This window comes from Rhizobium aureum, assembly GCF_030182495.1.
Lineage (GTDB): Bacteria > Pseudomonadota > Alphaproteobacteria > Rhizobiales > Rhizobiaceae > Rhizobium > Rhizobium tropici_C.
This window is the reverse complement of sequence record NZ_JAQJCI010000001.1, coordinates 816,440-839,583: the sequence shown is the minus strand read 5'-3', so window position 1 is coordinate 839,583 and position 23,144 is coordinate 816,440. Positions and strand designations below refer to the sequence as shown.

The 23,144-nt window shown below is 60.5% G+C and carries 21 protein-coding genes; 11 read left to right on the top strand and 10 right to left on the bottom strand.

The window, feature by feature from the left end; translation table 11 throughout:
• Positions 1 to 12 precede the first annotated feature (12 nt).
• From PH552_RS03950 to ehuA, 9 genes are all read left to right on the top strand, one after another.
• The gene (locus tag PH552_RS03950; RefSeq protein WP_113248912.1) at positions 13 to 858 is read left to right on the top strand and encodes an oxidoreductase; all 846 of its coding nucleotides are present in this window, start codon (positions 13 to 15) and stop codon (positions 856 to 858) included.
• Between the two features lie 279 nt (positions 859 to 1,137).
• Positions 1,138 to 2,115: a hydroxyectoine utilization dehydratase EutB gene (gene eutB / locus PH552_RS03945; protein WP_285165722.1), complete on the top strand. Its 978-nt coding sequence runs from the start codon at positions 1,138 to 1,140 to the stop codon at positions 2,113 to 2,115.
• Entirely contained in the window at positions 2,112 to 3,128 is a 1,017-nt protein-coding gene (gene eutC / locus PH552_RS03940; protein WP_113248911.1) for an ectoine utilization protein EutC, read from the top strand. Before eutB ends, eutC begins: the two co-directional genes overlap by 4 nt.
• Positions 3,125 to 4,303, top strand: a complete 1,179-nt coding sequence (gene doeA, locus PH552_RS03935) for an ectoine hydrolase DoeA (RefSeq protein WP_113248910.1) — start codon at positions 3,125 to 3,127, stop codon at positions 4,301 to 4,303. Before eutC ends, doeA begins: the two co-directional genes overlap by 4 nt.
• A gap of 9 nt (positions 4,304 to 4,312) precedes the next feature.
• Positions 4,313 to 5,332, top strand: coding sequence for a N(2)-acetyl-L-2,4-diaminobutanoate deacetylase DoeB (gene doeB, locus PH552_RS03930; protein ID WP_285165522.1), 1,020 nt, complete (start codon positions 4,313 to 4,315; stop codon positions 5,330 to 5,332).
• A gap of 104 nt (positions 5,333 to 5,436) precedes the next feature.
• Positions 5,437 to 6,294, top strand: coding sequence for an ectoine/hydroxyectoine ABC transporter substrate-binding protein EhuB (gene ehuB / locus PH552_RS03925; RefSeq protein ID WP_112345701.1), 858 nt, complete (start codon positions 5,437 to 5,439; stop codon positions 6,292 to 6,294).
• Between the two features lie 93 nt (positions 6,295 to 6,387).
• On the top strand, positions 6,388 to 7,053 hold the full coding sequence (gene ehuC / locus PH552_RS03920; protein WP_112345702.1) for an ectoine/hydroxyectoine ABC transporter permease subunit EhuC: 666 nt from the start codon (positions 6,388 to 6,390) through the stop codon (positions 7,051 to 7,053).
• Complete coding sequence (ehuD, locus tag PH552_RS03915; RefSeq protein WP_112345703.1) at positions 7,050 to 7,742, top strand: ectoine/hydroxyectoine ABC transporter permease subunit EhuD; 693 nt, start codon at positions 7,050 to 7,052, stop codon at positions 7,740 to 7,742. The genes ehuC and ehuD overlap by 4 nt, the downstream gene beginning before the upstream one ends.
• Positions 7,739 to 8,503 carry an ectoine/hydroxyectoine ABC transporter ATP-binding protein EhuA gene (ehuA, locus tag PH552_RS03910; protein ID WP_112345704.1) on the top strand — a complete coding sequence of 255 codons (765 nt, stop codon included), beginning with the start codon at positions 7,739 to 7,741 and terminating at the stop codon, positions 8,501 to 8,503. Before ehuD ends, ehuA begins: the two co-directional genes overlap by 4 nt.
• A gap of 20 nt (positions 8,504 to 8,523) precedes the next feature.
• On the opposite strand, the gene ehuR is transcribed toward ehuA, so the two are convergent.
• The 5 genes from ehuR to PH552_RS03885 form a co-directional block, all read right to left on the bottom strand.
• Positions 8,524 to 9,954, bottom strand: a complete 1,431-nt coding sequence (ehuR, locus tag PH552_RS03905; protein ID WP_112345705.1) for a MocR-like ectoine utilization transcription factor EhuR — start codon at positions 9,952 to 9,954, stop codon at positions 8,524 to 8,526.
• Positions 9,955 to 10,097: 143 nt separating this feature from the next.
• On the bottom strand, positions 10,098 to 11,477 hold the full coding sequence (locus PH552_RS03900) for an aspartate aminotransferase family protein (RefSeq protein ID WP_181592463.1): 1,380 nt from the start codon (positions 11,475 to 11,477) through the stop codon (positions 10,098 to 10,100).
• 31 nt (positions 11,478 to 11,508) lie between these two features.
• Positions 11,509 to 13,005 carry an NAD-dependent succinate-semialdehyde dehydrogenase gene (locus tag PH552_RS03895; RefSeq protein WP_285165521.1) on the bottom strand — a complete coding sequence of 499 codons (1,497 nt, stop codon included), beginning with the start codon at positions 13,003 to 13,005 and terminating at the stop codon, positions 11,509 to 11,511.
• A gap of 130 nt (positions 13,006 to 13,135) precedes the next feature.
• A complete protein-coding gene (locus PH552_RS03890) occupies positions 13,136 to 13,630 on the bottom strand; it encodes an Lrp/AsnC family transcriptional regulator (RefSeq protein ID WP_112345708.1) in 495 nt (164 codons plus the stop codon).
• Between the two features lie 175 nt (positions 13,631 to 13,805).
• Positions 13,806 to 15,260: an MFS transporter gene (locus PH552_RS03885; RefSeq protein WP_169645382.1), complete on the bottom strand. Its 1,455-nt coding sequence runs from the start codon at positions 15,258 to 15,260 to the stop codon at positions 13,806 to 13,808.
• A 112-nt stretch (positions 15,261 to 15,372) separates the two neighbouring features.
• Here PH552_RS03885 and PH552_RS03880 point away from each other — a divergent pair, with 112 nt between their 5' ends.
• A complete protein-coding gene (locus tag PH552_RS03880) occupies positions 15,373 to 16,248 on the top strand; it encodes a helix-turn-helix transcriptional regulator (protein ID WP_285165520.1) in 876 nt (291 codons plus the stop codon).
• A gap of 84 nt (positions 16,249 to 16,332) precedes the next feature.
• A complete protein-coding gene (locus PH552_RS03875; protein WP_285165519.1) occupies positions 16,333 to 17,631 on the top strand; it encodes an MFS transporter in 1,299 nt (432 codons plus the stop codon).
• 81 nt (positions 17,632 to 17,712) lie between these two features.
• On the opposite strand, the gene PH552_RS03870 is transcribed toward PH552_RS03875, so the two are convergent.
• From PH552_RS03870 to PH552_RS03850, 5 genes are all read right to left on the bottom strand, one after another.
• On the bottom strand, positions 17,713 to 19,809 hold the full coding sequence (locus PH552_RS03870; protein WP_113248900.1) for a carboxy terminal-processing peptidase: 2,097 nt from the start codon (positions 19,807 to 19,809) through the stop codon (positions 17,713 to 17,715).
• A gap of 273 nt (positions 19,810 to 20,082) precedes the next feature.
• Entirely contained in the window at positions 20,083 to 20,463 is a 381-nt protein-coding gene (locus PH552_RS03865) for a hypothetical protein (RefSeq protein ID WP_112345713.1), read from the bottom strand.
• Between the two features lie 212 nt (positions 20,464 to 20,675).
• On the bottom strand, positions 20,676 to 21,062 hold the full coding sequence (locus tag PH552_RS03860) for a helix-turn-helix domain-containing protein (RefSeq protein WP_285165518.1): 387 nt from the start codon (positions 21,060 to 21,062) through the stop codon (positions 20,676 to 20,678).
• Positions 21,062 to 21,358 (bottom strand): type II toxin-antitoxin system HigB family toxin, encoded by a 297-nt coding sequence (locus PH552_RS03855; protein WP_113249073.1) that lies wholly within the window; start codon positions 21,356 to 21,358, stop codon positions 21,062 to 21,064. Before PH552_RS03855 ends, PH552_RS03860 begins: the two co-directional genes overlap by 1 nt.
• A gap of 360 nt (positions 21,359 to 21,718) precedes the next feature.
• Positions 21,719 to 23,134 (bottom strand): MFS transporter, encoded by a 1,416-nt coding sequence (locus tag PH552_RS03850; RefSeq protein WP_285165516.1) that lies wholly within the window; start codon positions 23,132 to 23,134, stop codon positions 21,719 to 21,721.
• Positions 23,135 to 23,144 lie beyond the last annotated feature (10 nt).

The window sequence follows — 23,144 nt, the reverse complement described above, 5'->3', positions numbered from 1 at the left end:
AAGGATAATGGAATGAGAGATCACCGATCGATATGGCTCATCACGGGAGCCTCATCAGGACTTGGACGCGCGATTGCCCAAGCGGTACTGGAGGCGGGCGATATCGTGATTGCTACCGCACGCGACCCGGCGACGATCCGCGAACTCGTTGAAAGATTTCCGGATCAGGTCGTTGCCGCGAGGGTTGACGTAACCGATCGCACAACCATCGCACAGGTGGTCGGCGAGGCCGAGCGGCGTTTCGGCCGGATCGACGTGCTCGTCAATGCGGCGGGCTATGGCTACCTCGCGGCGATCGAGGAGGGAGAAGATAGTGGCATACGCGCCCAATTCGAAACCAACGTCTTCGGTCTGCTTGATGTCACCAAGGCGGTGCTTCCGGGCATGCGCGCAAGGCGGCGCGGCTGCATCGTCAATCTTTCCTCTCTTGGAGGATTGGTCGCATTCGCCGCAACCGGATATTATCACGCGACGAAATTTGCCGTCGAAGCGCTTTCGGAATCGCTGTCTCATGAAGTCGGGCCGCTCGGCATCAAGGTTCTGATCGTGGAACCCGGTGCCTTTCGCACCGATTGGGCCGGGCGTTCGATGATCGAGTCCCCCGTCATCGTCGATGACTATGCCGAGACGGCGGGGAAAAGGCGGACCGCGACGCGCGCGGTCTCCGGCTCGCAGCCGGGAGATCCAAAGAAGGCAGCACAAGCGATCCTGAACGCGGTCAAAGCCGAGCAAACGCCGCTTCGGCTTCTCCTTGGCGCATCCGCGCTGAAGGTCGCCAGGGCACGGATGGAGACGCTGAAGGCTGAATTCGAAGCCTTGGCCGAGGTGACGACAAGCGTTGATTTCGAAAGCCGATAGTTTGCGCAACCGCGCATTTCCGGCGGTGCGATAGTGCCCCGCTGGAAACGGCGTGGGTGATATCCTCCTATAATTGACCACTGCGCGCTTTGCGGGGCTTGCCGCTCCGCCCCACGTCGGAAAAGAACATCTATGATTGTAATGAAACAATATACAGATTGACATGATCCATTACCTCTTTCACGCTGATGTCATGAACATCCAGCGCGAGAGAGGAATGAAAATCGTCATGGTATCGCTCACGTCGACAGCGAAGCATCGGAGCGCGCCGTGACGATGATGGTCATGCTGCAGAATATCGAGGCAGCACAGCCGCGCATTGCCGGATATGTGCAGCGCACGCCGCTACGGTCGTCGCATGCATTGTCTCAGCGCATGGGCGTCCCCGTTCACCTCAAACTGGAAAACCATCAGGAGACCGGCAGTTTCAAACTTCGCGGCGCCACCAATGCACTTCAATGCCTGAGCGATGAGGCGCGCTCGTGCGGCTTGGTGACGGCATCGACCGGCAATCACGGCCGGGCTGTCGCCCACGCCGCCAGGGCAATGGGTGCACGCGCGACCATCTGCCTGTCGGCACTTGTTCCCGCCAACAAGGTCGAGGCCATCCGAAGCCTCGGGGCAGACATCCGCATTGTCGGGCATTCGCAGGATGACGCCATGCGGGAGGTCGAACGTCTGGTCCATGAAGAGGGTATGTGTTTCGTGCCTCCCTTCGATGACGCCGCCGTCATTGCCGGCCAGGGCACGCTCGGGCTTGAGATCGCCGACGATCTGCCTGAGACCACACTTGTTCTCGTGCCGCTCTCGGGAGGCGGGCTGGCCTCCGGTGTCGCCGCCGCGATCAAGGGCCGCCTGCCGGCCGCCAAAGTGATCGGCGTTTCGATGGAACGGGGTGCGGCGATGGCGGCGAGCCTTGCGGCAGGGAGGCCGATCGATATTCAGGAGGTCGAGACCCTGGCGGATTCGCTCGGAGGCGGCATAGGGCTCGACAATCGCCTGACATTCCCCATGTGCCGTTCGCTTCTCGATGACGTGATCCTGCTCAACGAAGACGAGATTGCCGCGGGCATCTGCCATGCAGCCAGGATCGAGGGCGAGACCGTCGAAGGGGCCGGTGCCGTGGGCATTGCCGCACTGCTTGCCGGCAAGATCAGGCCTGATGGTCCGACCGTGATTGTTGTTTCCGGGGCCAATATCGATCTGGCGGTCCATCGGGCAATCGTCGATGATATCAAGGCGGAGGTGGCGCCATGACGCGTGTGCTGATCCTGACGGAAACAGATCTTCGCAAGATCGTTGAGCTCGATGGCGACGCCGTCGATTGCGTCGAGCAGGCCTTTGCGGCGCTGGCGACAAAGGCCGTGGAAATGCCGCCGATCATGCGGCTCGATATAGCAGCCCATCGCGGCGAGGTCGACGTGAAGACTGCCTATGTTCCTGATTTCGACAGTTTCGCGATCAAGGTTAGCCCCGGCTTTTTCAACAATCCCTCGCTCGGCTTGCCGAGCACCAACGGGCTGATGATGCTGTTATCAGCGCGCACCGGACTGGTCGAGGCGCTCCTGCTCGACAATGGCTATCTGACGGATGTTCGAACCGCCGCGGCAGGGGCCGTTGCCGCGCGATATCTTGCCCGTCCTGATGCAGGGATTGCCGCAATTCTCGGAGCCGGCATGCAGGCTCGCCTGCAATTGCGCGCGCTTACGCTGGTTCGGCCGATCGAAGCTGCTCGGATTTGGGCGCGCGATCCGGCAAAGGCGGAAAAACTCGCGACAGAACTGACGGCGGAACTCGGCTTTCCCATCGTGGCGGAGGTGGATGCCAAGCAGGCCTGCCGCGACGCCGATATTATCGTCACCACCACGCCGGCGGACAAGCCGATCCTCAATGCCACCTGGCTGCAGCCGGGCCAGCACATGACTGCCATGGGTTCCGACGCCGAACACAAGAACGAGATCGACCCGGCCGCCATCCTGAAGGCCGCGCCTTATGTTGCCGACAGCCTGAAACAGACGCGGCGGCTGGGCGAGCTTCATCATGCGATCGCCGCGGGCCTTGTGAGCGAGGCCGCCGACTTTCCCGAACTCGGCGCCATTATCGCCGGCAAGGTGCCGGGCCGCCGTTCGCCCGAGGCGATCACGTTTTGCGATCTGACCGGGACCGGCGTCCAGGATACCGCCATTGCCACGCTTGCCCATCGCCGCGCCGTCTCGGCCGGTGCGGGCCAAGCGATTGAAACGACAAAAGCATCAGGAGACCCAGCGTGAGCGAACCGACCCTCAATTTCACCCGCGCCGAATATGCCGAGCGGCTCGAGAAGACGCGCCGGGCCATGGAAAAAGCCGGTGTCGATCTCGTCATCGTCACGGATCCCTCCAACATGCACTGGCTGACCGGTTACGACGGCTGGTCCTTCTACGTACATCAATGTGTGCTGGTGCCTGATACCGGCGAGCCGATCTGGTATGGCCGCGGCCAGGATGCCAATGGTGCCAAGCGTACCGCCTATCTCGCCCATGACAATATCATCGGCTATCCCGATCACTACGTGCAGTCCAATGAGCGCCATCCGATGGATCTGCTCTCGAAGATCATCGAGGAGCGCGGCTGGGGCAATGCCTCGATCGCCGTCGAGATGGACAATTATTGGTTCACCGCCGCGGCCTATGCCTCGCTCGTCAAGCACTTGCCGAATGCGCGCTTCAAGGATGCCCAGGGGCTCGTGAACTGGCAGCGTGCCGTCAAGAGCAAGACCGAGCTCGATTATATGCGTAAGGCCGGCCGCATCGTCGAGGCCATGCACCAGCGGATCGTCGAAAAGGTCGAGCCGGGCATTCGCAAATCCGATCTGGTCGCAGAAATCTATGATGCCGGCATTCGCGGCGTCGACGGCTTTGGCGGCGATTACGCTGCCATCGTTCCCTTGCTGCCGTCGGGCGCGGATGCCTCCGCTCCGCATCTGACCTGGGACGACAAGCCGATGAAGAGCGGCGAGGGCACCTTCTTCGAGATCGCCGGCTGCTATCGCCGCTATCATTGCCCGCTGTCGCGCACCGTCTTCCTCGGCAAGCCGACGCAGGCCTTTCTCGACGCGGAGAAGGCGACGCTTGAGGGCATGGAGGCCGGCCTTGCCGCCGCCAAACCAGGTAACGTCTGCGAGGATATCGCCAACGCCTTCTTCGCGGTCCTGAAGAAATACGGGATCGTCAAGGACAACCGCACCGGCTATCCGATCGGCCTTTCCTATCCGCCGGATTGGGGCGAGCGGACCATGAGCCTGCGCCCCGGCGATCGCACCGAATTGCTACCGGGCATGACCTTCCATTTCATGACCGGCCTCTGGCTGGAGGACATGGGCATGGAGATCACCGAAAGCATCGTCATCACCGAGAGCGGCGTCGAGTGCCTCTCCAACGTGCCGCGGCGGCTTGTCGTGAAGTGATCGCCAGAGATGAACAGCATGAGCATATCCAAACGTCCATCGCCGATTACACCGTCAGTCGATTTCGACCAGGACGGCATTCAGCACGGGCATCTGCGCCTTCCCTGGTCGCGCGACGATTCCGCCTGGGGTTCGATCATGATCCCCATCTGCGTCATCAGGAACGGTGAGGGGCCGACGGCGCTTTTAACTGGCGCCAATCATGGCGATGAATATGAGGGGCCTGTTGCCCTCTTTGATCTCGCCCGTACGTTGAAGCCGGAGGAGGTCAGGGGCAGGGTCATCATCGTTCCGGCGATGAATTACCCTGCTTTCCGGGCGGCCACCCGTACCTCGCCGATCGACAAGGGCAATCTCAATCGGAGTTTTCCGGGCCGGCCCGACGGCAGCGTGACCGAGAAGATCGCGGACTACTTCACGCGCTACCTGCTGCCGTTGGCCGACATCGTGCTCGATTTTCATTCGGGCGGCCGTACCCTCGATTTCCTGCCCTATGCCGCAGCGCATGCTTTGCCGGATAGGAACCAGGAGAAGGCCTGCTTCGATGGGGTTGCTGCGTTTTCCGCACCCTATTCCATGCGGATGATCGAGATCGATGCCGTCGGCATGTATGACACCACGGCCGAGGAGATGGGCAAGGTCTTTGTGACGACCGAGCTTTCGGGCGGTGGAACCATATCGGCGCGCACGGCTTCCATTGCCAAGCGCGGCGTTCTGAATGTCTTGAAGCACGTCGGAATCGTTGCAGGCCCCCCGGAGGTCGAAGCGACGCAATGGCTCGATATGCCGTCCTCCGATTGCTTCGTCTTTGCCGAAGCTGAGGGGCTTTTCGAGCCGCTGAAGGATCTTGGCGACACGATTGTTCGGGGCGAGATCATCGCCCGCATCCATCCGATCGGCCGCACCGGATCCGAGCCCTTTGACTATCGGGCGGCGCTGGATGGCGTTCTCGCCGCACGTCATTTTCCCGGCCTCATCAAGACCGGGGATTGCCTGGCCGTCGTCGCAACATTGACGGAGGCGCCTTGAATTCCCGCGCCGCGATGGCGCGGCGCGGGTCACCACCCCGTTATCGGCAAAGATCCGGAAAACCGGACAGCCGATGACGAATTTCAACCACAGAGGAGTGAACCATGAGATCGAATTTTTACCGCAGCCTCGCCGCCACGGGCCTGACCCTTGGCCTCGCCGTTTCAGCCCATGCCGCTAGCCTCGAGCAGATCAAGAAGGATGGCTACATCCGTGGCGCCAGCGCCAACGAGGTTCCCTATAGCTATATGGACGAGAGCGGTGCCGCCAAGGGCATTGGTCCCGATGTTGCCGCTGCCGTTCTGAAGTCGATGGGTGTCAAGGAAGTCGACTGGACCGTGACGCCTTTCGGCTCGCTGATCCCCGGCCTGAAGGCCAAGCGCTTCGACTTCGTCGCCGCCGAGCAGAACATCCTGCCCGAGCGCTGCAAGCAGGTGCAGTTCACCACGCCGAATTCGAGCTACGGCGAGGGACTATTGGTGCCGAAGGGCAATCCGAAGAAGCTGCATTCCTATGAGGATATCAAGAAGGATCCGTCGCTGAAAGTTGCGATAGTATCGGGTGCCGATCAGCTCGATTTCTTCCATGGTCTCGGCATTCCGGAATCCCAGATCGTCATGATCCAGGCGAATGCGGATGCGCTTTCCACGATCCAGACCGGCCGAGCCGATGCTTATGCGGCAACCGAGCTGACTGTCGCCAAGCTCGTTCAGGGCAGCACGAATGTCGAGCATGCCGAGCCCTTCACCGATCCGGTGATCAACGGAAAGTCCGTCAGAAGCTATGGCGGCTTCGATTTCCGGCCCGAGGACAAGGAGCTCTACAAGGCCTTCAATACCGCTCTCGAAGCCTTCAAGAAGACCGACGACTACAAGAAGATCCTGATGTCCTACGGTCTCAGCGCCGAAAGCGTCGAGGCCGCACGCACGAAGAGCACCGAAGACCTGTGCGCGGGCAAATGAACCTATCGATAGTCAAGAACGATCTGGCGGCCGTCTGCAGACGATCGCCGGGTCGTTCGGCCCCTCCCATTTTGGAACGGAGGTGACCCGGACATGAGCTGGACACATTATCTGCCGGCATTGCTGAAGGGCGCGGAGGTGACAGCACTCATCGCCGTAGCCTCGATGTTCCTCGGCGCAATCCTCGCCTTTGCCGCTGGTCTTGCTCGCTTTGCCGGAGGGCGGCTGCTCTCCGCGATCGCGATCGTCTATATCGAGATCTTTCGCGGCACGTCGCTTCTGGTGCAGCTTTTCTGGCTCTATTACGCGCTGCCGCTGATCGGGATCTCCTTCGATCCCATCACCACGGGTATCGCTGGCCTGGCGCTCAACATCGGCGCCTATGGCGCGGAGGTGGTGCGCGGCGCGCTGCAGGCGGTCCCCGATACGCAGCATGAAGCGGCGCGCGCCCTGAATTTCAAGCAGAGCCAAGCGCTCTTCCATATCGTCCTGCCGCAGGCCGTGGTCGAAATGATGCCGGCCTTCGGCAATCTCGCCGTTCAGAATCTGAAGGACACCGCCTTGGTGTCGCTCATTTCGATCAGCGATCTCACCTTCCAGGCGCAGCAATTGCGCAACATCACGCTCGACAGCGTGACGATCTACTCGCTGACGCTCATCGGATATTTCATCATGGCTCTCATTTTGGTTGCCTTCATGCGCTGGCTGGAGACCGTTCTTCGTCGTGGCGCCGCTTTCCCGGGGAGGACGCCGGCATGATGTATGGCTTCACCTGGGATACGTCGACGACGCTGTCCTTCGCATTGTCGATCCTGCCGATCCTCGGCATCGGCCTCATCGTCACGCTGGAGGCGGCAGCCGCAGGCTTTGCGATCGCGCTTGTTCTCGGCCTTGTCTTCGCCTTGCTGCGGCGTAGCCGCTTTGTGGCGATCTCCTGGCCGACGGCTTTCGTCATCGAGTTCCTGCGCGATACGCCACTGCTCGTCCAGCTCTTCTTCCTCTATTATGTCCTGCCGATCTACGGCATCGTATTACCTGCTTTCCTGACCGGCGCGCTGGCGCTCGGGCTGCAATATTCCGCCTATACGTCGGAGGTCTATCGCGGCGGTCTGGATGCCGTGCCGCTCGGACAATGGGAAGCTGCGACGGCGCTCAATCTCAGCCGCGGCCGCGCCTATTGGGATATCATCATCCCTCAGGCCATTCCTCGCATCGTTCCGACTATGGGCAATTATCTCGTCTCCATGCTGAAGGAAACGCCCGTGCTTTCGGTCGTCACGGTGGTCGACATGCTCAACCTCGCCAATCTCATCGGGGATCGGACGTTCGAGTATCTGGTGCCGCTTTCCCTTGTCGGCCTGATCTTTCTCATCCTCACGCTCGTCTGCTCGGCGGCCATTCATTGGCTCGAAAAGGCGTTGCCGAAAAACGGAATTGCTCTCAAATGACGCAACCATTGATCCGCTTTCAAGATGTGACCAAGCGCTACGGCCACCTCACCGTGCTCGACAATTTCTGCTTCGACGTCACGCCCGGCGAGAAGGTGACATTGATCGGCCCTTCCGGCTCCGGAAAATCAACTGTCCTGCGCATCCTGATGACGCTCGAGCCCTTCCAGGAGGGAACCCTGCATCTGGCCGGCATGTCCTATCATCAGGACAACGGCCGTGGTCGTTTCCTCGCCAGCGAGGCGCATCTGCGCCAGATCCGTACCCATGTCGGCATGGTCTTCCAAAGCTTCAATCTGTTTCCGCATATGACCGTGCTGCGCAATGTCGTCGAGGCGCCGACACGCGTGCTCGGACTTGGCCGGGCGGAGGCCGAATGCCGCGCGGTCGAGCTTTTGCGCATGGTCGGGCTCTCGGAGAAGAAGGATCATTATCCGAGCCAGTTATCTGGTGGCCAGCAGCAGCGCGTCGCGATCGCCCGTGCGCTCGCCATGCGACCACGCGTGCTGCTGTTCGACGAGCCGACATCGGCGCTCGATCCGCAGCTTGTCGGCGAGGTGCTCGGCGTCATCCGCGATCTCGCACATGAACACGATCTGACCATGCTGCTGGTCACACACGAAATGCGCTTTGCCCGCGAAGTCTCCGACCGCGTCTGCTTTTTCGACAAGGGCCGCATCTGCGAACAGGGCAAGCCGGAAGAGATCTTCAGCGCGCCGAAGGAAGAGCGCACCAAGGAATTTCTGGGCTCGATCCTTTGAAAGATCGACCTGCGGCAAGGTTAAACGATCGATCCCACATCGAAGACGGGCGGCAGCTGTTCGAACGTGCCGCGAACGGTTTCGAGCGCCGAGCGAAGAGCGGAATGCGAGAGGCGGCCGCCGAGACAGATGCGGATACCGCCGACCGGCCGCTCTCCACCCGCGACGAACGGATCGGATGGCGTTACCGCCACACCCTTGCGGGCCAGCGCCCGCACGAGGCCTTCCTCGGTCCAACGTTCGGGAACAGACAGCCAGGCGCAAAGCGACAGCGGATGGCTGCCGGCGACGAACGGCGCCAGCACATCGGAGACGATCGCCTGCCGGGCCTCCGCCTCGTTTCGCTGGACGGCAAGCAGGGCTTCCGCCGTTCCATCCAGCACCCAGCGCGACGCCATTTCGGCAACGACGTTGGTTGCACTCCATCCGGTGACGCGCAGGATCGAAGCGGCGCGGATCGAATAGTGGGCGGGCACGACGAGATAGCCGATGCGCAGTCCCGTCATCACGGATTTGGTGAAGCTGGTTACGAAGAAACCGAGCTCCGGTATGAGGTCCGCCATCGAGGGGAGGGGATCGCGCAGCATCGGCTTATAGACCTCATCCTCGATGACGAAGATGCCGTGCCGGCGGGCGATATCGGCAATTGCGCGCCGGCGTTCTGTTCCCATGACGTGGCTGGTGGGATTGCCGAGCGAGGAAACGATGACAAGCGCTGTCACGTCGCCGACGGCACAAGCCGCCTCGAAGGCGTCCGGCAGGATACCCTCGCGATCGGTCGGAAGGCCACGCAGCGTGAAGCCCAGAACATTGGCAAGACCGATGATGCCGTGATCGGTCAAGCTCTCGGTCAGGACCACCTCGCCTGGCCGAACGACCGAGGCGACGGCAAGGAAGAGGCCGTGCGCCGCGCCGTTGGTGATGAGGATGCGATCCGGATCGGTTGTGACCGATAAGCCGGCGAGCCAGACCTGTGCTGCCGCGCGATGAGCATCGAGGCCGGCGATCGGACGGCAGGGCCGCATGAAGCTGCTATTGTCGCTTTCCGCAAGTGCCTGCATGAGCTCGCGAGCCGAGCGCTCATGTGCCTCGGTATAGACGGCCCTTATTATGGAAAGATCGGCGCTGCCGCTCGGATCGCGATCGAGCATGAAGCTGTCGGCGCGTTCGGTGACACGGCTGCGCACGAAGGTGCCACGCCCAACCTCTCCGCGCAGATAGCCGCGCCGCTCCGCCTCCTTGTAACTCAGGCTCACGGTTTGCACCGAAATTCCCAATGCGTGCGCGAGATCGCGATGCGTCGGCATCTGCGCGTGCACCGGCAGAATACCCTCATCGATGTCGGATATAATCTTGTCGGTGAGCAGCTTGTGCTTGGTCGCACCCTTGCGATGCTGGAGGACAGGTTTCCAAGCGCCATTGTCCTGGCTTTTTGAATCATGACGATACATGGATTGATCCGGTACAATTACAGGAATCCATGTACACCATTCGGTGCCGGATGGCGACGTCCGAATGCAATGGCGGGGCCTATTGTCAACAACGGGCCCCGCCATCGGCGTAGGGTGTATAGGGTCGTCTCGTCAGGATCGGATCAGCGGTTCGAAAATACGCTTTCGATGGCGCCTGCCGCTGCCTTGACGACGGTATCGGCTTCCTCGCGGGTCAGGCACAGCGGCGGTGCAAAGCCGAGGATGTCTCCCTGCGGCATGGCGCGGCCGATGACGCCGCGCTCGAGCAGTGCCGCCGCCACCTGCGGACCGATCTTCTGCGCGGGATCGAAGAACTTGCGCTCGTCCTTGTCCTCGACGAATTCGATTGCTGCCATCAGCCCGTCGCCACGAACCTCGCCGACATGCCGGTGGCCGCCGACGGCCTTGGCAAGTTCAGAGCGGAAATAGGCACCGGTCGAGCCCGCATTCTCGACGATGCCGAGTTCGTCGACCAGCTCGAGATTGGCGATGCCGGCAGCCGCGCAGATCGGATGGGCGGAATAGGTCCAGCCATGGCCGATGGCGCCGAGCTGATCGGATCCCTGGACAAGCACCTGCCACATCTTGTCGGAGACGATGCTGCCCGAAAGCGGCGCATAGGCAGACGTGAGGCCCTTGGCGATGGTGATCAGATCCGGCTTCATGCCGTAATGATCTGAGCCGAACATCGTGCCGAGACGGCCGAAGCCGGTGACGACCTCGTCGGCAACGAGCAGCACGTCATATTTGTCGAGGACGGCCTGGATCTTCTGCCAATAGGTCTTCGGCGGCGGAACGATGCCGCCGGTTCCGAGGATCGGCTCGCCGATGAAAGCTGCGACCGTTTCCGGACCTTCGGCGAGGATCATCTCCTCCAACCTGTCGGCACAATGCTGCGCGAACTGTTCCTCGGTCATCGAGCGGTCGGCGCGGCGAAAGAAATAGGGCGCCTCGGTGTGGAGGATCGGCGCGCGCGGCAGGTCGAAGGCCTTGTGGAACAGTTCGAGGCCGGTGAGGCTGCCCGTCATGACGCCGGAGCCATGATAGCCGCGCCAGCGCGAAATGATCTTCTTCTTTTCCGGTCGGCCGAGGATATTGTTGTAGTACCAGATCAGCTTGATGTTGGTCTCGTTGGCGTCAGACCCGGAAAGACCGAAATAGACGCGGCTCATACCCTCAGGCGCGCGATCGATGATCATCTTCGAAAGCGTGATGGAAGCTTCCGTGCCGTGGCCGACATAGGCATGGTAATAGGCGAGGTTCCTTGCCTGCTCGGCGATCGCATCGGCGATTTTCTGCCTGCCGTAACCGACATTGACGCAGTAAAGGCCGGCAAAGGCATCGAGGCTCTTCTTGCCGGCGGTATCCGTGATGTAGACGCCGTCGGCACCGGCGATGACGCGGGTCGGCGTCTCTCCACGAGCGTGCATGCCCATATGAGTCGAGGGATGGAAGAAATGGTCCCTGTCCCAGGCGTTCAGTTCGTTGCGCTTGTCCAGCATATTATCGTTCCTTCTTTTTCTATTCGCGGCGTCAGGCTGTCGTGTCGACGCAGAGATATTTGAGTTCGGTGAAGGCCTCGATGCCATGGCGGGAGCCTTCGCGGCCGAGGCCTGACTGCTTCCAACCGCCAAAAGGGATCGGGCCGCCCGTGATCTTCACGCGGTTGATGGCCACCATGCCGTATTCGAGCGCCCGGCCGAGCCGCATCTGCCGCGCGCCGTTGGCCGTCACGACATAAGCGACGAGGCCGTATTGGGTGTCGTTGGCCCGGGCGATGACCTCGTCTTCGCTATCGAAAGCGGTCACAGCAGCGACCGGTCCGAATGTTTCCTCGCGCATGATCAGCGCGTCCGGCGAGGGATCGACGAGCAAGGTCGGCTGGAAGAACAGCTTCCCGGCCGGGTGCCGTTTCCCGCCGACGACAAGCCTTGCGCCATGTTTCAATGCGTCGGCGACATGCTGCTCGACCTTGGTAATGGCGCGTTCGTGCATGAGAGGCCCGATATCGACGGCACCGTCCAATCCATGGCCGACCTTCAAGGCGGCAACGCGCTTGGCGAACGCTGCAACAAAGGCGTCCATGATCGGGCGCTGCACGAAGATGCGGTTGGCGGCGAGGCAATCCTGGCCGGAGGTCGCGAATTTGGCATTGATGGCGATATCGACGGCGCGATCGAGATCGGCGTCGTCGAAGACGATTAGCGGCGCATGACCGCCAAGCTCCATGACGAGCCGTTTCATGCTTGCGGCACATTGGCCGGCGATCAGCCTGCCGATCTCGGTCGAGCCGGTGAAGCTCAATGCCCTGACCCGCTGATCGTCGCAGAAGGCCCCGACGATGGTTGCGGCATCACCGGTCAGTACGTTGAAGACACCGGCGGGGAGCCCGGCGCGTTCGCCGAGTTCGGCGAGCGCCAGTGCCGACAAAGGCGTTTCCGACGACGGATGGGAAACGACCGTGCAGCCGGCTGCAAGCGCCGCGGCGGCCTTGCGCGTGATCATGGCAGCCGGAAAATTCCAGGGCGTGACGATCCCGACGACGCCCAAGGCTTCCCTGCGGACGAACATTTCGGTGTCGGGCAGATGGCTGGTCACGCTTTCGACATTGATCCGCTTGGCTTCCTCGGCGTACCATTCGACAAAGCTTGCGGCATAGTCGATCTCGCCGCGGGATTCATCGAGCGGCTTGCCCTGCTCCAGAGTCATGATCAGCGCCAGATCTTCGCGCGCCTCGATCATCAATTCGTACCACCTGCGCAGGATCGACGCTCGTTGCTGCGGCAGGAGTGAGCGCCAGGCCGCAAAGGCATCCGTTGCCGCGTCGATGGCCTCGAAAGCTTCTCTCTGGTCAAGGCTGGTGACCCAGGCGAGCGTTACGGAGGATGCGGGATCGGTGACCTGGAAGCTGCGGCCGGCCTTGCCGGCGACCCAGCGGCCGGCGACATAGGAGAGGTCTCGCAGCAAATGACGGTCGTTAAGCCGCGAAAGGGCTTCATGATAGGTGGCGCGGGCATGGAGCGCAGTCATGATCGGGTCTTTCTTTCCAGATGGTCGCCAGATGTCCAATGCTGTCACGGAATGCCGCGAGAGATTGTCCATTGCAGGCAGCTGGAAGAGAGAAAGCACCTAAAGAGAGAGGCGCCGATGGAGAATCTCTCTATTCGCCGCCGGGCACATCCGGGGAAAGCAGATCCGTGACGGGCAGCACCGTCTCCTCTTTCACGGTCTTGGTGACGATGTAGGTGAAATAGCGCTCGATACCGAGATCGCGATCGAGGAGATCGTCGATCAGGCGTTGATAGGCATCGATATTGGCCGCCATGATCTTCAGAATGTAATCGACGCCGCCGCCGACGGCCCAGCAGGCAACGATTTCCGGAATGGCCGCGACGGCCCGCTCGAAACGATCGAAATCGGCCTGGCGATGGTTGGCAAGCGTAAGTTCGACCATGACATTGGCGATCGGGGCGAGCCGGCGCAGCGACAGGCGCGCGTGGTAACCTGTGATGATGCCTGCCTTTTCCAGCTTGCGAAGGCGAAGCCAGCATGGCGTCGGCGAGAGGCCGACCTTTTCGGCGAGTGCAAGCTTGGTGATGCGTCCATCGCGCTGAATGGCATCCAGTATCCGCAGGTCGATTGCATCCAGTTTCATTTAAAGCCGCTTGTCTGTCATCCGAGGTTTCAAGAGCAATGGCATTCGAAAACGGCACTGACAAGCAGGCTGAGCGGAATTGAATGATCGGCTACGCCGGCGGCAGGCCCGGCATGGAAGCATGTCTGGCGTAAAGCCGCTGCAACTGGTGGCGCAGCAGCGGCCTCATCGAGCATCATTCGGGCACCACGACCAGCGTCTCGTCGATTTTGGCGTCTTCTTCCGAAAGGCTGCGCTGGCGAGCCAGGCGCAGGAGCGTGGCCAGCAGCAGAATGGCCATCAGTCCGAGCTCGACGGCGATGGCCGTTACTCCCGCCGTGAGATAGACGCTGTCATATTGCAGGACCTGTGCGAATACGGCGCCGAGGATCGCTGGCCCGAGGCCCAGCGAAACCTGCTGCATGGTGGCGAGCATGGCGCTGCCTGCTCCTGCATGTTCATGCGGCACATCGGCGAGCCCGAGGCGATAGAAGCAGTTGACGATCAGTGCCTGACCGAACCCGATCAGGATCGTGGAGGGGATGAGATTGATGACAGCGAGCCGCGGCCAGACGATTTCCAGCGTCACGATGAGCAGGGCAAGCCCGGTCATTTGGATGAGGCAGCCCGTCACCAGCATGGCCTCGCGGCGCATGCCGGCAAGCCGGCGCGTGACGAAGGCGGCCGAGACGAAATAGGAGCCGCCGAGCGCGATCAGTGCATTGCCCGATTGCAGCGGCGTCAGGCCGGCGCCCGCCTGCAGCGTCAGGGCGAGGACGAACATGAAGCCGCTCCAGCAGGTGAAGAAAATGATGGCGATCAGCCCGCCGAAGCGCATGCTGGAGATGCGGGTCAGCGACGGTGGCAGGATCGGGAAGGCGCCGCGCGCTTCCTTAGCCCGCTCGATGCGCCAGAGAAGCGTCGTTAGCGGCAGGATCGGCACGAAACCCGCCAGGCAGAGCCAGTTCCAATGCAGAGACGGGCCAAGCGCCGTCGGCAGCAGCACCGATAGCGTCAGCAATGCCAGCGTGATCATGCCGGACCAATCCACCGGCACTCTGCCTTGTCCGCGCGTCTCCGGAACGTGGCGCCACATGCAGAAGAGGATCAGGGCGCAGATCGGCAGGTTGATGAGGAAGATGCTGCGCCAGCCGGAGCCGGCGATATCGGCGGAGATGAGAAAGCCGCCGAGGACTTGGCCGATGATGAAGGCGATGCCGCCGATTGCGCCGTAGAGCGCAACCGCGCGGGCGTGGTCGCGCCCGGTAAGCGTGACGTGGATCGTCGCCAGCACCTGCGGTACCATCAGCGCCGCCGCAATTCCCTGCAGCGTACGAGCGACGATGAGGAAGGCGACGGATGTCGCGACGCCGCAGAGCAGCGAAGCAAGGCAGAACAGCAGCACGGCCAGACCGAACATGCGTCGGCGGCCGAAATTGTCGCCGAGGCGTGCACCCATGGCCAGGCAGACGGCGAACGCCACGCCATAGGCGGCAACGAAGAGCTCGAGTTCCGTCTCGCCGGCATGCAGCGAGGCGGAAATGGCGGCAAGGCCGACATTGATGATGGAAAAATCGAGCTGCAGCAGCAATTGCCCGGCAAGCAGGATCATCAGGCCGACTTGGCCGAGCCGGATTGGTGCGGATGACATGAAGACCTCAAAGGATTTCCGAAACTGAGTCCACTGTCTTCTACACCTATGTTAAACTGGTACAAGATACCTGTTTAGACTGGTATAAAAAGTATCAGGCTGGAGAATGAAAATGCACGGCACGCTCGATATTGCCCCCAATCACATGCTGTCGCGAGCCCAGGAACTCGGCGAGCTGCTGCGTCGGCGGCGGGAAACGCTCGATCCCGTGCGTTTGGGCCTCAGCCGCGTCGGGCGAGTTCGTACACCCGGATTGCGGCGCGAAGAAGTGGCGGCGCGCGCCGATATCGGCATCACCTGGTACACGAAGCTGGAGCAGGGCCGGCCGATCCGCGTGTCGCCGCGCGTGCTGCTTTCCGTCGCGCAGGCACTGGAATTCAACGAGGTCGAAACCGAGCATCTGTTCAGGCTGGCAAACCTGCCCGTTCCGCCCCGGCTCGATTCTCCCCAGGTGTGCAAGCCGCTGACCGCGGCAATCCAGCACATTCTCGATCAACTCTGTCCCTATCCCGCTCTCATCCAGACGCAACGCTACAATATTCGTGGCTTCAACGAAGCCTATCGCCGTCTGGTCGGAGTGGACCTCCATGCGATCCCGGCTGAAGATCGGAACTGCATCTATCTGTCCCTCGTCAATCCTGCCTGGCGCGCAAGTCAGGCCGACCCCGACGAGATGCTGGCCCACATGGCTGCCCTGTTTCGCGCCTCCATGGCCGAACATCTCGACGATCCCGTCTGGGAGCGGCAGCTGGAGCGCTATATGAGCGCCTCGGATCAGTTCCGTATCGTATGGGACCGCTATCAGCTCAAGGGCATCGAGAATGCCGTGAAACGCTTCCGTCTTGCCGATGGTACGATCCTTGCGCTGCAATCCAACAACTGGTGGGCAAGCCCCAGCAACGACGACCGCATGATCGTCTACACGCCTGTCGATGAGGTCGGAGCCGAAAGGCTGAAAGCCATGATGAAACGCAGGCGGGCCTGCTAAGGGCAGGCGGCACTCCACCCGCGGGAACCTTTTTGCGGCCGAGTGCTTTTCGTCTGACGATTTCAAGAACGATATGGTTATCCTTTGCCGCGCTCATCTCCTTTTGACCAGCAAGCCCGCGCACTCATCCCACTCGCGCTCCTCAACTTCTTCATGGCCGATGTTCAGGCGGGCATCGGCCCCTTTCTTGGGGTCTTCCTGACCGCGCATGGCTGGCAAAGCGGATCGATCGGCTCGGTCATGACGATCGGCGGCTTTGCCGGCATGCTGATGATGGCGCCGGCCGGCGCCTTCATCGATGAGACGACGCACAAGCGCGCATGTATCATCGTGCTTGGCATCTGTACCGTCCTGGCATCCATGACCATATTACTGTCACAGGCCTTCTGGGTTGTGGCGCTGTCCCAGGTTGCGACTGCCGTTGCGGGTGCCGCGATCGGCCCGGCTCTCAGCGGGATTACCCTCGGCATCGTCCGGCAAGCCGGCTTCAATCGGCAGACCGGTTACAACCAAGCTTTCAACCATGCCGGCAATTTGGTCGGCGCCGCGCTATCAGGATGGCTCGGCTGGATGTTCGGACTGACGGCGGTATTCTGGCTTTCCGCCGTGTTCGGCGTGCTCACCATCGGTTCCGTTCTGATGATTCCCTCTGCCGCGATCGACGATAACGAGGCGCGAGGCGCCGTTCTCACCGTGATCGGCCCGCAAGGAAAAACGGAAACTGCAGCACAGCGCAAACCGAGCGGTTTCACGGTGCTTGCGGAATCAAAGCCGCTGCTGATCCTGGCCGGTGCTCTCGCATTATTCCATCTCGGTAATGGAGCGATGCTGCCGCTCTACGGGCTCGCCGTGGTCTCCGCCAAGCGAGGCGATCCCGCAGCCTTCGTTGCCCTGACTGTCGTGGTGGCACAGGGCACCATGATCATCACCTCGTTGATTGCGATGCATATGGCGGAAAGGAGAGGGCAGTGGCTCGTGCTGCTGATCTCCTTCATGTCTTTGCCGGTCCGCGGTTTTGTCGCAGCCCACCTGATTACCGCCTGGGGCGTCTATCCGGTCCAAATCCTCGACGGCGTCGGCGCGGGCCTGCAGAGTGTCGCCGTGCCGGCGCTGGTCGCGCGCATCCTGAACGGAACCGGCCGCATCAATGCCGGCCAGGGCATTGTGATGACCGTTCAAGGTGTCGGCGCATCCTTGAGCCCAGCCATTGGTGGTTGGCTCGCGCAGGAAATCGGTTACAGCGCGATGTTCGTTATTTTGGGGAGCTTCGCGCTCGGCTCGATTGCACTTTGGATCGGCTTTCATGGCGTTCTGCGAGCCGCTGCGGCGGTGCCTGAACCCATTCAGGTTGCATCGCCCAGGTTACCAGAGGGGACGTCCTAGGCCTATTGCGGTGCCCGCCAGTCAAGGGAGACATCGCGGTTCACCGCGATGTCTCCCTTGTGCAAACCCTTTGTTTCCGCGCTACTGAGCCGCCGTCCTCGGCGTTCCAGCCTGCAGGTCCGCTTCGTCCGCGAGGATCGCGGCTGCCTCGTTCAGCAGCACGTCCTTTGCGTTCTTGCGGGCTTTCTCGATGGCGATATCGGCACTCAGGCTGCGCTCGTTGGCCTGCAGGCCATCATCCTCTCCAGTGTCCACGCCGTCGTTGATCTGGTCGCGCGACTTCAGGCGATTTGCCTGGGCGGCCATTTCGTTGCGGCGTTCGGTTTCGTTGAGAGAAATGACCTGTCTGTCTCGCTGTGCTTTCAGCACGGCAATGTCTTCGACAAAGCGCTGGAAATCCTTGTCGTTCTGTACGCGTTCATCATGGCGGCTTTGAAGCTGCGGCAGCAATGCCTTTATGTTGCCGGCGGGCGTATATTTTGCCGGCTTGACCTGTGTCCACGGCAGGGCATTGTCATAGCTCGATTCACCAAAGCTCTTGGGGTCCGAAAGGCCCGGCAGGCTAATGTCGGGCGTCACGCCGCGCAGCTGGGTCGTGCCGCCATCGACGCGGAAAAACTGGGCCACGGTCAATTTCAGCTCGCCGAATTTCGGCTTGGCGTTATGGGCGACCTGGTCGAGATTGACAACGGTTTGCACCGTGCCCTTGCCGAAGCTGGGTTCGCCGACAATCACGCCCCGGCCATAATCCTGTATTGCCGCGGCGAAGATCTCGGACGCCGAGGCCGAACCGCGATTGATCAGCACACCGACCGGGCCGGTCCAGGCGGGGGTTGAAAGATCGTCGTTTTCCACCTCCACTTGACCGTCTGCATTGCGTTGCTGAACCACCGGACCTTTGCCGACAAACAGACCCGTCAGATCGATCGCTTCGGCGAGCGAGCCGCCGCCATTGTTTCGCAGGTCGATCAGAACGCCTTCGACCTTGTCCTGCTTCAGTTCGTCGAGAAGCTTGGCGACGTCACGGCTCGCGCTTCGGTAATCCTTATCGCCTTTTCGCCGCGCTTCGAAATCTTCATAGAAGGCCGGCAGGGTGATGACGCCGATCTTGCGGGTGGCATCGCCATCCTTGACAGACAGGATGGTTTTCTTGGCAGCCTGCTTGTCAAGGCTGATCTTGTCGCGCACCAGGCTGATGACGTGATGCTTGCCGTCGGGGCCGGCATCGGCCGGCAGGATATCCAGGCGCACGACGGAACCCTTCGCGCCGCGTATCATCTGCACGATTTCATCGAGGCGGGTCCCCACGACTTCCTTGATTGCACCGTTCTCGCCTTGGCCGACGCCGATAATACGGTCGCCGACCGCCAGCTTGCCTGACAATTGCGCCGGGCCGCCCGCGACGAGCTCGCGGATCGTCGTGTAATCGTCTCTTTCCTGGAGCACCGCGCCGATGCCGACCAGCGAGAGCTTCATGGAAATATCGAATTCGGCCGAAGCGGTCGCGCCGAAATAGTCGGTATGCGGATCGACCGACGTCGTATAGGCGTCCATGAACGACTGGAATACGTCGTCGCTCTTGTATTTGTAGGCCCGCTCGAGCGAGTTTTCATAACGCTTGTCAAGCGTGTCGCGAATGGCGGCATCATCCTTGCCGGCCAATTTCAGGCGCAGCCAGTCGTTCTTGACGCGTTTGCGCCACAGGTCATTGCTTTCCGCTTCGGATTGCGGCCACGGCTGCTTGTCGCGCACGAGGGGATAGTCTTCCTGCACGCTGAAATCGAACTTCTGCTTGAGCAGGCTGCGCGCATAGCTCATGCGATCGACCACCCGCTGCTCATACGTGTTGAAGATCGAGAACGGGATATTCAGGTCTTCCTGGTTGATCGCGTCGTCGATCTTGGTGCTGCCGGCCATGAACTTGTCGATATCCGCCTGCAGGAAGATGATCCGGTCCGGATCCAGGGATTTGATGAACCGGTTCATGACCTTGGCCGACAAAGCATCATCCAGGGGAACCGGCCTGTAGTGGAAACGGGTGAGGAATTCCGCGCTCAAATGAGCGGCCTGCGCCTGTTGCGGCAGTGGCGTCAAAATTGGCGGCGAACCTGCTTCCAGAGCATATGCCGACGGAGCAATTGCCAGGAAAAGGCAGAGTAAACCATATTTCATACGCATCAAATCTTGGCCCGATTCTGGATCATTGAATGTTGGATGTATGATCTTAGGTGGAACAATTATGGTTTTTTGGCAACCAGACAGGTGCTTTCCTTGCGGAAACATTTTTCCAAATGTCGCCAGGAGAGCTGATGGACACCACGTTCTAGGGCTGCCGAAAGGAAGTTCAGAACGGGGACGGAGGTTGTCTGTGTGGGTGGCGTTGGAGACTGCGGAAGGGGCCGTGAACGACCCGCAAGGGCAAAATATCTGCAAAATCCCCGCTGGCGCTCGCTAGACTTCCATGACGTCTTCGAAGGCTTCCGGAAAATTTTCACGTGCCAGCTTTTCGTTGATCACAAGCATCGCCTCATAGGACATCGGATCGAAATCCTTGTCCGCCGCCACGACCTCGCGTCCAAAGAGCAGGTTCAAGCGGGCCGCGTCGAGGTTGCCGCGCTCGAAAGGTTCGGTTCCGAATTGATGCCAGAGCGCGTGCAGGAAAGCCGCGTCGACACGGTGTTCCTGCGATCCCGGTCGCGCGCGGCGCGGGAGCTGTTTGATCGGCGTGACACCCCTTGGATTCGCACGGCGAATGGTGAATTGGATGCCCGTTCCCGGCATGCCGGATGGAAAGCCGCGGTGCTTTGTCATATCGGGAAGCTGCTTGGCCATGGCTATCGTTCCTGCTCGCTACGAGGTTCTGTCGGGCCCTTCCAACGCCAGGGCAACTCGATGGAGAGGGGTATACAGGCGCACTCTGTCGTGATTTCCGTCGTTCCGTCAATCCCGGGACCCAGGCTTTCAAAGGCATTGGTCCGCTGGCCGGGTTCGGGCTGATGTACCGCGTTCACGCGCCACATCGGGATGGCTTGGTCGGCGGCACTTCAAGCCGCATCAGTTAAAAGATGATATGGCTGCACGAGGGAATCGGCTGGAATGCCCCACTCCTTATGTAGTTTGTGGATCATATCCACTGTAAGGGCGCGCCTCCGGTTAAGCACCTCGGAGGCGCGAGACTTGGAGTTGAATAGATCAGCCAAGTCGGACTGCTTGCGGCCCATCATCTCCATGTGAGCCTTGATCAGCTCTATCGGCCCTGGAGCTTCGATCGGGTAATAACGATCCTCATAGGCTTCGATGAGAGTGGAGAGAATATCGAATCGGTCTGCCTCCGGGGTGCCAAAATCGGGCGGCGCATCGAAGTATTGTTCAACCTCGCCAATAGCCCAGGCAAGGTCTTCATCGTTCCTGATGACGCGGATGTTGTCCATTACACGGTCTCCGGGTTGATATTATCGTATTCTTTACGAGTGCCGACAAATTTGATCAGCACCTGTTGGTATGGATAAGCGACGTGGACAATCAGACGGTATTTGTTCCCCCCAATATCGAAAATAATGCGGTTATCGCTGACGAAATCGACATTCGCTCCGAACATCATTTTGACATCGGTCGGCCCGCTCCACATCGCCTTGTCGACCACTGCGTACCAAGTCCTTAATGGGGTTTCAGCTTGGGGATGGATTTCCCAAAACTTCCTCAATGTGGACTTAGCGATGATCTGCATGAGCAGTATGTAGCATATTCCCATATCGGGAACAAGGAAATTTCCCGAAATGGGAACTCCCTGAAAGTCTCTCTTAAAAAATCGAAGTTCAAAGCAATGACGGTTTCCCGGAGCCAGCTTTTTTATGCCCAATGAGCAAACATGGTGCGGTATTTTCCTCTGCGGTTGCTGCCAAGATAAGCTCCTCCATACCTTTGCGTTTCTCATTTCCTCCAAATGAGCAGCACGAGTTACGGCGTCCGGCTCCGCATGATTTTATAGAAGAATGCGAAACAGTTTACCGATGGGCAAAGGACCAGCATGGCCTGCGCCTGATGCCACCGGATGTTCGGGTCCGGTGGCATCGGTCGTCAGAAGCCTCTATCGGGGATCGGATAGTTCTTCGGTTTCGACGTAGCCATAGACCTCGGGCAATATGAACTTGGCCGCGAGGAAGCCGATCAGCGACAGGATCGCCACCGAGAAGGTCGCGCCAGCCTTGCCGAACTGCTCGCTGAGGATGGGGAACACGAAGGCGCCGAAAAAAGACGCTCCCTTGACGAAGACGTAGCCGAATCCCGAAGCCGTTGCCTTGAAACGGCTTGGGGCGACCATGGACGATATCGTCATGCCGTTGGACGCATCCCAATAATGGCCCCACATGAGAATGCAGGCTCCGACGACGATGATGATCTTCCAATCATATTGTATGCCGAGGCCGCCCAGGATAAGGCCGAGGAATGCCAGGCCGAAACCCCACATGGCAACGCCGCGATGGCCGATTTTGGGTAGCATGAGAGGCGCCACATAACCGGAAATCGTCGCAAGGCAGAAGATCAGGGCGGTCACCATGTTCGTGCCGGTAATATTGCCGTCGCTCGACACACCGACACCGCTCAGCACCAGGATGACCGGCAGGTAGAAGCCCCAGGCCGTGAATTCCGCGCCTTGGCACGCGTTGGAAATCCACGAGAAGATCGTCGCCCGCTTCTTGATCGGATCGGCCCAGATAACCTTGAGGAAATCGCCGAGCTTGGGCTTGGCGAGTTGCACATCCTGGTTCGGAAGCATGTCGAGCGGATCGTCGAACAGCCGCTTGGAAACCTCCTTGGCTTTTCTGAAGTGACCGCGCTGCAGCAGGGAAAGAGGCGTCTCCGGCAGGTCGAGGCGCCAGAACAGGAGGATCGCCGCTGGAACGGCGCCGAGCGCGAGAGCGACGCGCCATAGCAGCGAATGGTCCATGCCGCTGATATACATCACCGTGATGATGATGATGGCGAATACCTCGCCGAGCCCGAACATGAACTGCCAGCGGCTGCCCATCTGTTCGCGCTTGCCCTTGGACATCGATTCCATGATGTAGGCATAGCCGTTGGAGATGTCGCTGCCGAGCGGAATGCCGATCAGGAAGCGGATGAGGATCAGTTCCCATATGTCACGCACGAAGGCCTGCGCGAGCGCCAGGACGATGAACAGGATCATCGTGCCGATGAAGACCTTCTTTCGTCCGAAATAATCGGCAAAGACCCCCCCGAGCAGCGCACCGATCAGGGCACCGCCCTGGACGGCGGCGGTGGCAAGACCGAGCTGTGCCGCCGTCGGATTGAAATCCGTCTTGATGAAGATCAGTACGAAGGCGATGGCATAGAGATCCCAGGCCTCGATGAGAATGGTTGCGATCATCATCCAGCCGCCCTGCGTGCTGGATAGCGTATTGGGCTTGTTTAACAGGACTCTCGTCGCTTCATCCGACAATTTCCGTATGGTTGCCGGATCTTGAGTATCAATTGCTGCCATTCACTCCTCC